The 9,571-nt window shown below is 34.4% G+C and carries 5 protein-coding genes; 4 read left to right on the top strand and 1 reads right to left on the bottom strand.

The genetic code is table 11. The annotated features are described in order from the left end of the window. The first annotated feature begins 11 nt into the window (after positions 1-11). From pgmB to U473_RS05700, 4 genes are all read left to right on the top strand, one after another. Positions 12-2,987: a beta-phosphoglucomutase gene (pgmB, locus tag U473_RS05715; protein WP_068727492.1), complete on the top strand. Its 2,976-nt coding sequence runs from the start codon at positions 12-14 to the stop codon at positions 2,985-2,987. Positions 2,988-3,125: 138 nt separating this feature from the next. Continuing rightward, the gene (locus U473_RS05710) at positions 3,126-3,800 is read left to right on the top strand and encodes a tetratricopeptide repeat protein (RefSeq protein ID WP_068724252.1); all 675 of its coding nucleotides are present in this window, start codon (positions 3,126-3,128) and stop codon (positions 3,798-3,800) included. 93 nt (positions 3,801-3,893) lie between these two features. Beyond that, positions 3,894-5,132, top strand: a complete 1,239-nt coding sequence (locus U473_RS05705; RefSeq protein ID WP_068724250.1) for an exonuclease SbcCD subunit D — start codon at positions 3,894-3,896, stop codon at positions 5,130-5,132. After that, positions 5,129-8,722 (top strand): AAA family ATPase, encoded by a 3,594-nt coding sequence (locus U473_RS05700; RefSeq protein ID WP_068724248.1) that lies wholly within the window; start codon positions 5,129-5,131, stop codon positions 8,720-8,722. Before U473_RS05705 ends, U473_RS05700 begins: the two co-directional genes overlap by 4 nt. Positions 8,723-8,764: 42 nt before the next feature. On the opposite strand, the gene U473_RS05695 is transcribed toward U473_RS05700, so the two are convergent. Then, positions 8,765-9,175 (bottom strand): L,D-transpeptidase, encoded by a 411-nt coding sequence (locus U473_RS05695; RefSeq protein WP_235589070.1) that lies wholly within the window; start codon positions 9,173-9,175, stop codon positions 8,765-8,767. Between the last annotated feature and the right edge of the window lie 396 nt (positions 9,176-9,571).

Here is a 9,571-nt window from a genome sequence, read left to right as displayed (position 1 = left end):
GGAGTCATAAAATGAAAGTAATCTACCCATTTCATGAATGGAAAATTATTGAAAATTCTTTTGATGTCGAAACAAATCTACAGGATGAAACGATTTTTGCTACAGGAAATGGATATATTGGCATGCGTGGAAATTTTGAAGAAGGATATCCCGGCCCTGAGGGTACTTCAGTAAACGGGACTTACTTAAATGGTTTTTATGAGTCAGAACCAATTATATATGGAGAAGAAGCTTACGGTTATGCCAAATATTCTCAAACAATGTTAAATGTAACGGATAGTAAAATTATTCGGTTATATGTTGAAGGTGAAGAATTTAATCTATTTACCGGAAAAATTCTTAACTACTATCGGGAATTAAACATGAAAGAAGGGGTTTTAACTCGAGAAGTAACCTGGGAATCACCTTCAGGCAAACAAGTAAAACTTAAAATTAAGCGATTTGTTGCTTTAACTAACAAACATTTAGCAACGATTTCTTATGAAGTAATCCCCCTTAATTTCGATGGTGAAGTCATTCTTATCTCAGCAATTAACGGAAAAGTGAAAAATCAAGTCTCTATGGGTGATCCTAGGGCTGGATCAGTTTTATCGGAGCAAGTTCTTTTAACAGAAGACGTAGTGCAAAGAGGCACTTTCGGTGCAATACATCAAAAGACAAAAAATACTCAGTTTGCTTTAGTCTGTGCTATGGAAAATGAGCTAGCGACTGAAAGTAATTTTACTTTTATAGCGCAATCAAAAGATCAATGGGTCGAAACTAAGTACACAATTGTGGCCAAAAAAGAACAATCCATTCGCTTATCAAAATATATTACCTACTATACATCAAAAGATTATCCTGAAAATCGGTTGCTTGAGTTGGCGAGAGAAACAGTCATGGCTGCGAAACAACGAGGATTTGATGCATTATTTGCTGATCAAAAACAGTATTTACAAAACTTCTGGTACCGAAGCGATGTTGAAATTAAAGGAGATCTTTCTTTACAACAGAGTATTCGTTTTAATGAATATCATCTACTTCAATCTGTGGGGAAAGATGGAAAGTCGAATATTGGAGCAAAAGGAATTACAGGCGAAGGGTACGAAGGCCATTATTTTTGGGATACAGAGACCTATGTATTACCATTCTTCCTTTATACGAATCCAGAAATCAGCAAAAAGTTGATCGAATATCGTTACAGTATTTTGGATAAAGCTCGTGAAAGAGCTAAAGAATTATCACATAAAGGTGCGCTTTATGCATGGCGAACCATCAATGGGGAGGAAACCTCCGCCTATTATCCAGCAGGCACTGCCCAATATCACATCAATGCAGATATCATTTTTGCCCTCAAAAAATATATTCATGCGACAGATGATTTAGATTTTCTAGTAGAAAAAGGCGCTGAAATGCTCTTTGAAACCGCTAGACTTTGGGTAGATGCAGGAGATTATATCAAAAGGAAAGGAAATCGCTTCTGTATCAATGATGTAACTGGTCCTGATGAGTACACGGCAATCGTGAATAACAACTTATATACAAACATTATGGCAAAAGACCATTTAGAGTTTGCTTATCATACTGCTCAGTTACTTAAAGATAAATTTTCTAATGAATTCAAATCATTAGCTGAAAAGATCAACTTAAACGATTCAGAGATTGAAGAATGGAAGAACGCTGCAGAAAAAATGTATCTACCTTATGATGATGAATTAGGGATTCATCCACAGGACGATTCTTTTTTAGATAAAGCGGTATGGGACTTTGCAAATACGCCCCAAGAAAATTATCCATTACTTTTACATTATCATCCATTGGTAATTTATCGTTATCAAGTGTTAAAACAAGCGGATGTAGTTCTTGCTTTATTCTTACAAGGAGATCGTTTCAACTTGGCAGATAAGAAACGCGATTATGACTATTATGTACCAATTACTACTCATGATTCTTCATTATCTCCTTGCACATACAGCATAATGGCTGCTGAAATAGGTTATCATGATAAAGCTTATGAATACTTCATGAGAACGGCAAGAATGGATTTAGATGATATCAATAAAAATGTAAAAGATGGAATCCATACAGCATCAATGGCTGGAGCTTGGTTGTCCATTTTTAATGGATTTGCTGGTGTAAGAGAATATGAAGGAATCTTAAGATTTAATCCAATCGTTCCTAAAAAATGGGAGGGTTATCACTTTAAGGTTACGTTTAAAGGCCGTTTGATTGATGTAGATATTGCAACAGAAAAGGTTAGTTATACCTTATTAGAAGGAAAACCGATAACGATTTATCATCGTCAAGAAAGCCTTCAATTAGAACAAGGCAAATCCATAAATAAAAGTCTGAAACCTTTCATTGAAGCGGTTATTTTTGATTTAGATGGTGTGATTACAGATACTGCTGAATATCACTATTTGGCTTGGAAACAGCTAGCTGAAGAATTAGGTCTTCCTTTTGATCGTCAATTTAATGAAAAGCTTAAAGGTGTTGGTCGAATGGATTCATTAGAGCTCATTCTGCAACAAGGAAACAAATCTTACACAATTGAAGAGAAGATATCCCTAGCTAATCGGAAAAATGACCATTATAAGCAGTTGATTCAAAAAATTACACCGAATGATTTATTGCCAGGGATCTTGCCATTATTAAAAGAATTAAAAACTAATGGCGTTAAAATTGCCCTTGCTTCTGCCAGTAAAAATGCCTTTACTGTTATTGATAAACTGCAAGTCGGAGAATATTTCGATACCATTGTTGATGCTGGTAAAATCGTGAAAGGAAAGCCTGATCCAGAAATCTTCATGGTGGCCGCCGAACAATTAAAGGTACCAGTGCAAAACTGTGTGGGTATTGAAGATGCAGAAGCTGGAATAAGAGCCATTAAAGAAGCAAATATGTTTGCCGTAGGAGTTGGAAATGAAGATTCGATGCATCAAGCAGACCTTATTGTGAAAGATACAAATGAACTTACATTGGAAAGATTAAGAGAAAATTTTAAATAGCCACCAATATACGGTGGCTTTTTTTCATTCATTCATAAAAATTTGCTGGTTCAGAGTATGTCCTGTACTAGAATCTACTTTTGCATCATATGGTGAAGTATCAACGAATTTACAAGAGTAGATGAAAGGAGAATAGCTTTGAACGAACAAGAATATCGCTACTGGGCAGATTATGTAAAAGAATATGTTCCATTGCAAAAAGGAGCACTGGAATCTTATGAAAATTGGCATAATCGTGCATTACTTGGTCGACTTTTAGCAAATCTAAATTTTTATAAACCTGCTATTGAACTTTTAGAATCGATTTTAGAAGAAGTGAAGCAGGAAGATGATGAGCAATACATCTGGTCGTTATCTGACTTAGCGGATTATTATTGGGTCTCAACAGGAGATAAAGAGCACTCAATCGAACTATTGAATCTAGCGATTGACTGTCTCTCTCAAAAAACGGTTACTTCCTTTCCTTTGATCAATCGAGGCCTTCTTTATAATCAAATGTGGCAAATACATGCTTTATCTGGTAATACTGATAAAGTGACTCAAGAAATTTATTCCATTATTAAAAATGAAGAAGTACATAAGAAAGAAGAAAAAACCAACAGTTTATTATTCTATTCCTACTTCAATTTGGCACTATTGGCTTTTGAAAAGGAAGATACGAGCCAAGCCATCCAACTTTTGAAACAAGCATACACTTATTCAGAAGTAGACCTTAAAGAAGTAGATCATATCTTAACCATGGATCTTTCACCACAAGGAACAGTTAGCCAGCTTCTTTCCTTAACACATCGACATATGCAATTTGACTGCTAAAACTATTTCATTTCACTTTCCATGATGGAAAGTGTTTTTTTTGTGGCAAAAGACAGATACAATAGAGAAAGGTAAGAAGAGAGGAGTTTCCGGATGAGAGTTTTACATACCGCAGATTGGCATTTAGGAAAAACATTAGAAGGAAGAGATCGACAAAATGAGCAAATTGAAGTGATGGATGAAATCTGTCAAATTGCTGATGATGAAAAGATAGATCTTGTTTTAATAGCAGGAGATATTTATCAATCGGTGAATCCCCCTGCATGGGCAGAACATCTCTTTTATGAAACAATTCATCGCTTAAGCAACTATGGAAAACGGGGAGTTGTCGTGATTGCAGGAAATCATGACCAACCAGAACGTATTCGGGCTGCAAATCCATTAGCGGATAAACAAGGTATTTATCTCTTGGGGTTACCCACAGATGAAATTTATCCAAGCCAGTTAAAAAATCATGGACAAGTCTATGCAGAAAAAACTGGGATAGGATGGCTTGAACTATATTTACCAACAGCAAATCAAACGGCTATGGTATCAACTTTACCATACCCATCTGAATCGCGATTAAAACAATTGTTTCATGAAAGTGCAGATGTGAAAGAAATAAGAGAATCCTATTCCGCTTTTGTTCATCAATGGTTTCAGTCCCAACGATCAATTTTCCGGGCAAACACGGTGAATTTGGCAATGAGCCATCTTTTTGTCCAAGGTGGACAAGCCTCTGATTCAGAAATCGAAATTCAAGTTGGCGGAGCTTATACAGTCAATCCTATTCACATTCCTGACTTTTTTCAATATATTGCCTTAGGCCATCTACATCGACCGCAAGATGTGAAAGGAACATTAAGTTTAACGCGCTATGCTGGTTCACCTTTGGCCTATAGTTTTTCAGAAGCAAATCACAAAAAATCTGTCACTATTTTTGATGTTAATCCAAATGATTCAGTGCAACCTTACGAAATTTACTTATCCAGTGGGAAGTTATTGATACAAAAGAAGATTAAAAATGGCATTCCTGAATTAGAAGAATGGCTGACAAACGAGGGAACTACACCTGCTTGGATCGACTTAGAGCTTCATATGCCCCATCCACTATCAATGGAAGAAATCCAGCGAATTCGCAAAATGAATGAGGGATTTATTCATATTCGAGTCGTTACACCAGAACTAGAACAGGCAATGGAAGCGATTGAAATGCAATCTAAACAACCATCAGAATTATTTAAGAGATTTTATCAACAACGTATAGGTGCTGAACCTAGAAAAGAAATTGTAGATCTATTTCTTAAACTGTTTCAACAACAAAATGACGAGGAGGTTGAAGAATATTGAAGCCGATCTCTTTAATCATTGCAGGATTACATAGTTTTCGTAAAGCACAACATATTGATTTTCAGCAAGTTTCTGATGCTGGAGTTTTTGGCATCTTTGGTCCTACAGGAAGTGGAAAATCGACGATATTAGACGCGATCACATTAGCATTATATGGCCGAGTAGAGCGAAGTGATGCAAATCGGATAGGTATCTTAAATCAACAAGAAGAAAAAATTCATGTTAAATTTTCGTTTGAATTATATTTTGGCCAATTTCCTCGGATATATATAGTTGAACGAGTATATAGTAGAAGTCAAGAACACCGTGTCAAATCAACTTTGGCCCGTCTTGTGGTAATAGAAAACGGGAAAGAAACAGTGATTGCTGATAAAGAAAGGGAAGTAACAAATGAAATAGAAAACTTGCTTGGTCTAACTGTGGATGATTTTACACGTGCAGTAGTCTTGCCACAGGGAAAATTTGCAGAATTTCTCACATTAAAAGCTCAAGATCGAAGACCAATGCTAGAGCGACTTTTTCATCTAGATGAGTATGGGAAAAAGTTAAAGGATAAAGTGCAATTAAAAGAGAATGAACTTAGAAAAAAACGAGATGAGATATTGATTAAGCAAGAAATGATAGCACATGCAACAAAGGAAAATCTTGATCAGCTATATATGGAGCTTCAGGAAACCACAAAAAGAAAAGAGAAAAAGCAAGAAGCTTTAAGTCGATTTCTAATAAATTTTACTGAAAAACAACAGGTATATGAACTACAAAGGCAATTAGACTATGTTCATCAACAATTAAACGAATTAAAGGAAAAAGAACAAGAGGTGCGGCTACTAGAAGAAAAAAGAGAAAAGGCAACAAAAGCATTTCAGCTTGAATCATACATTCAGCAATATCAAAAGACACTGGAACAAATGGATCATTTGCAATCAAATATAAACCAATTAAACCTTCACAAAAAGCAACTAGCGGAGAGTTTGAAGGAAAAGGAACATCAATTTTTGCAATCCAAAGAGCAATTTGATAAAGATGTCCCACTACTTCAAGAGAAGAAATACAAATTAGACATAGCGTTAGAATGGGAGAAGGAAATTGAAAAATTAACTAAGACTTTAGAAGGATATGCTGAAGAAAGGAATACAGTGCTTCAACGGTTAGATCAAATTGAAAAAGATAGATTGTCCATTTTGCAACAAAAAAATGAAATCGAGTTTAACCTTCAACAATGGAAACAAAAAATGGAAGAAATCCATGTCACTTCTGAAGAAAGAAATAAATTAGACCAGGCTTTTCTGGTTCGACAGAATTTGCTACAAATAACAAGTAAATTAGATGAACTCATTGCTGAAATTACTCAAATTGATACAGCTATCAACGTCCAAAAAGCGGAAATCGAAAAGCATACAGAAAACACAAAGGAACATAATGAAGATTATGTAAACTTAAAACGATTAGAACAAAAAATGTTAGACCAAAAACCTATTACAGAAGAAAAGTGGCATGAACAAGACCGTGGCCTTCTAGAACTTGAACTGAAGTTAAATAAATTGCAGACCATCAATCATGAAATTCAAACATTAGAAAAAGAAAAAAAGCAAACATCTGAAACAATTGCTGAAATCTCTTCTCATATTGAGAAAATAAATGAAAGGATTGATTCATTACAAATAAAGTTAGACGAACTAAAGCTTACATTTTCAAAATCGGATAAAAAACAGATAGAAATGATGGCAATTATTCTGGCTGAACATTTAGAAGAAGGTGTCCCTTGTTTAGTTTGTGGTTCAGTTCATCATCCAAATCCTTATCAAGGTATAGTAGAGCCTGAATCTTATCAAGAACATGAACAAATCCAGTATCAAATCAAGCAGATCGAAGCTCAACTGACAGATGAAAACATTGCTCTAAAAACACTGGAAGGTAAAAAAGAAATGGTTTTACATCAACTTTTCAAAATAGAGATGGAGATAGAAGCTAAAAAAGAACAAGTACAAGATTTGAGAAAGGCCTTACCCCTACCATACACAGAATTAGATCTGGTAAAAATGATAAAACTTTTCACCAAAGAACAAAAGGAACATATAAATCTTAAAGAACAACTAGCATCTTGGAGTGAAGAGTATCAAAACTTGCAGACGCAACTTCAAGAAGTGCAAAAAACGATTGGTATAGAAGAACAAGATATAAAGATCATCCAATCAAAAATCACCTTATATCTAGAACGTAAACAAACCATAGTACACTCAAAAGAACAAATTCAATCTCAACTTCAAGAAGTAGAACAACAATGGCAAAAAGTAAAAGGAGATTGGGATTTACAAACCATTGAAATTCGTAAACAAGAGATAGCAGCATTTGATGAACAACGAGAAAAATTGCTTGAACAAATAACGAAGGCAGAAGAAATAAAATCAAATTTAGACTTAAATGAAAAAAAGTTAAATGAGGAAAAACAAAACAATCGATCTATTCTTGATATATTAGAGATGAATAATAAGCAAACAGAAGAGAAACGGCAAGAGTTATATGCAAATTTGGAAAAGGTTACAAATGGAAAACCTGCGATACAGAGGATTTCAGAAGTAGATCAGCGATTAGACGAATTAAAGCAAAAACGAGCTGAATTTGAGAATAGTTGGGTTAATTCAAAAGAAGAATATAACCAACTTGAGCGAAAGTTAAGTTCGGAAGAAGCAGTAATGAAGACATTGAGAAGTCAATTCGAAGACTTTTCTAAAGCATTAGAAGAAAAATTACAGGAAAATAACTGGCAATCGATTGAACATGTAAAAGCCTATCTAATTCCTCATGAAGAAATAGAAACACTGAATCAACAAATCAAGGTTTATAATGACACCATGTATCTTCTATATCAACAAGAAAAACAATATGTCGTTCAATTAAAAGGAAGAACTTTGTTCGAAGAAGAATGGCAAACACTGCAAAAACAAAAACTAGAATTGGAAGAAGTATTTGAGATTACAAAATCAAGGTTATCTGAGTTAAATTACCAATATCGACAATTAGAACAAGATCATCAAGAATGGTTAATATTTGAAGAACAACGAGAATTAGTACAAAAGGAATTGGATGTTGTATCCGAATTAAATCAAGTGTTACGTGGTAATGCCTTCGTTGATTTTATCGCTCAAGAACATCTACACAATATCACTTTAACTGCTTCTGAAAAACTAAAGCAATTAACAAGAAATCGTTACCGACTTGATGTAGATCAAGAAGGTGGTTTTATCATGATCGATGATTTAAATGGTGGTTTATCAAGGCCTGTTCAAACCTTATCAGGAGGAGAGACATTTTTAACTTCTCTAGCATTAGCATTAGCTTTATCTTCACAGATTCAATTAAAAGGTGGTCAGCCTTTAGAATTTTTCTTCTTGGATGAAGGATTTGGTACTTTAGATACAGATCTTTTAGATACAGTTATGATGACTTTAGAAAAGCTACATGCTGAAAGGATGACTATTGGCATTATTTCGCATGTACCAGAGTTACAAAATCGTTTAAACCGTAGAATTATCGTTACTCCACCTGATACGTTTGGTAATGGTTCGAAGATAAATGTAGAATACGCCTAAACAATCGTACCTAATCCCCAATATACCGTTTGGAAGAGAGGATTATTTCATGTCGCTTTTGATAATGACTGGTGTGCCAAGTGGAATATGCCGATACATCCACTCTATATCTTTATTATGCATCCGGATACAACCAAGACTAACATGATGACCGATGGAGTATGGATTACTTGTTCCATGGATTCCATATTTATATCCACCTGTTCCTGGTACATTTAATCCCAACCAACGAGTGCCTAATGGATTTTTTTTGTCTCCTCCTTGGATATTTTTCGGTAAATACCATGGATTTTTCACCTTTGTAATAATTTTAAATTTACCTTCAGGCGTTAAAAGATTATTTTTCCCTGTGGCTACCGGAAACCTTTTCACAACATAACCATTTAAATAAATCTTTAAGGTATTCTGTGTCTTATTGATTTCCAAATAGACACCCTCATATTCGTCTGGCATAGTCAAATTTTCCTGATCGGTTTGTTTATCTTCCGTTGCTGCTGTTATGGGAAATGTAAAGAATAGAAACAAAACAAAAATGAACAACATATTTTTTTAATCATTTTTTATCTCCCTTAAACCTACATTCATAGATATTGTTACCTAAATAATATTCATTCTTGCATGGAAAATCTTGAAAAAAATATTGTGAACCTTCATCTTTTAAGTTATTCTTGAAATAAGATACAGGTTGTCCTTGATGAGGTGAAAGTCTGAAATAAATACTAGAAGCCGTCAGTAAAGAAAAGAGCATAGCAAACAAGCCATCTATTGATGACTTTTTAAAAAATATATGGATAAGAAAATATCAAGTTGCCACCATTACACGATAACCTTGAGTTTTAGCTAATAAAA

This window comes from Tepidibacillus decaturensis, from assembly GCF_001561915.1.
GTDB classification, from domain to species: Bacteria; Bacillota; Bacilli; order Tepidibacillales; family Tepidibacillaceae; genus Tepidibacillus_B; species Tepidibacillus_B infernus.
Note: the sequence above shows the minus strand (reverse complement) of the source record. Positions and strands in the feature narration are given on the sequence as shown.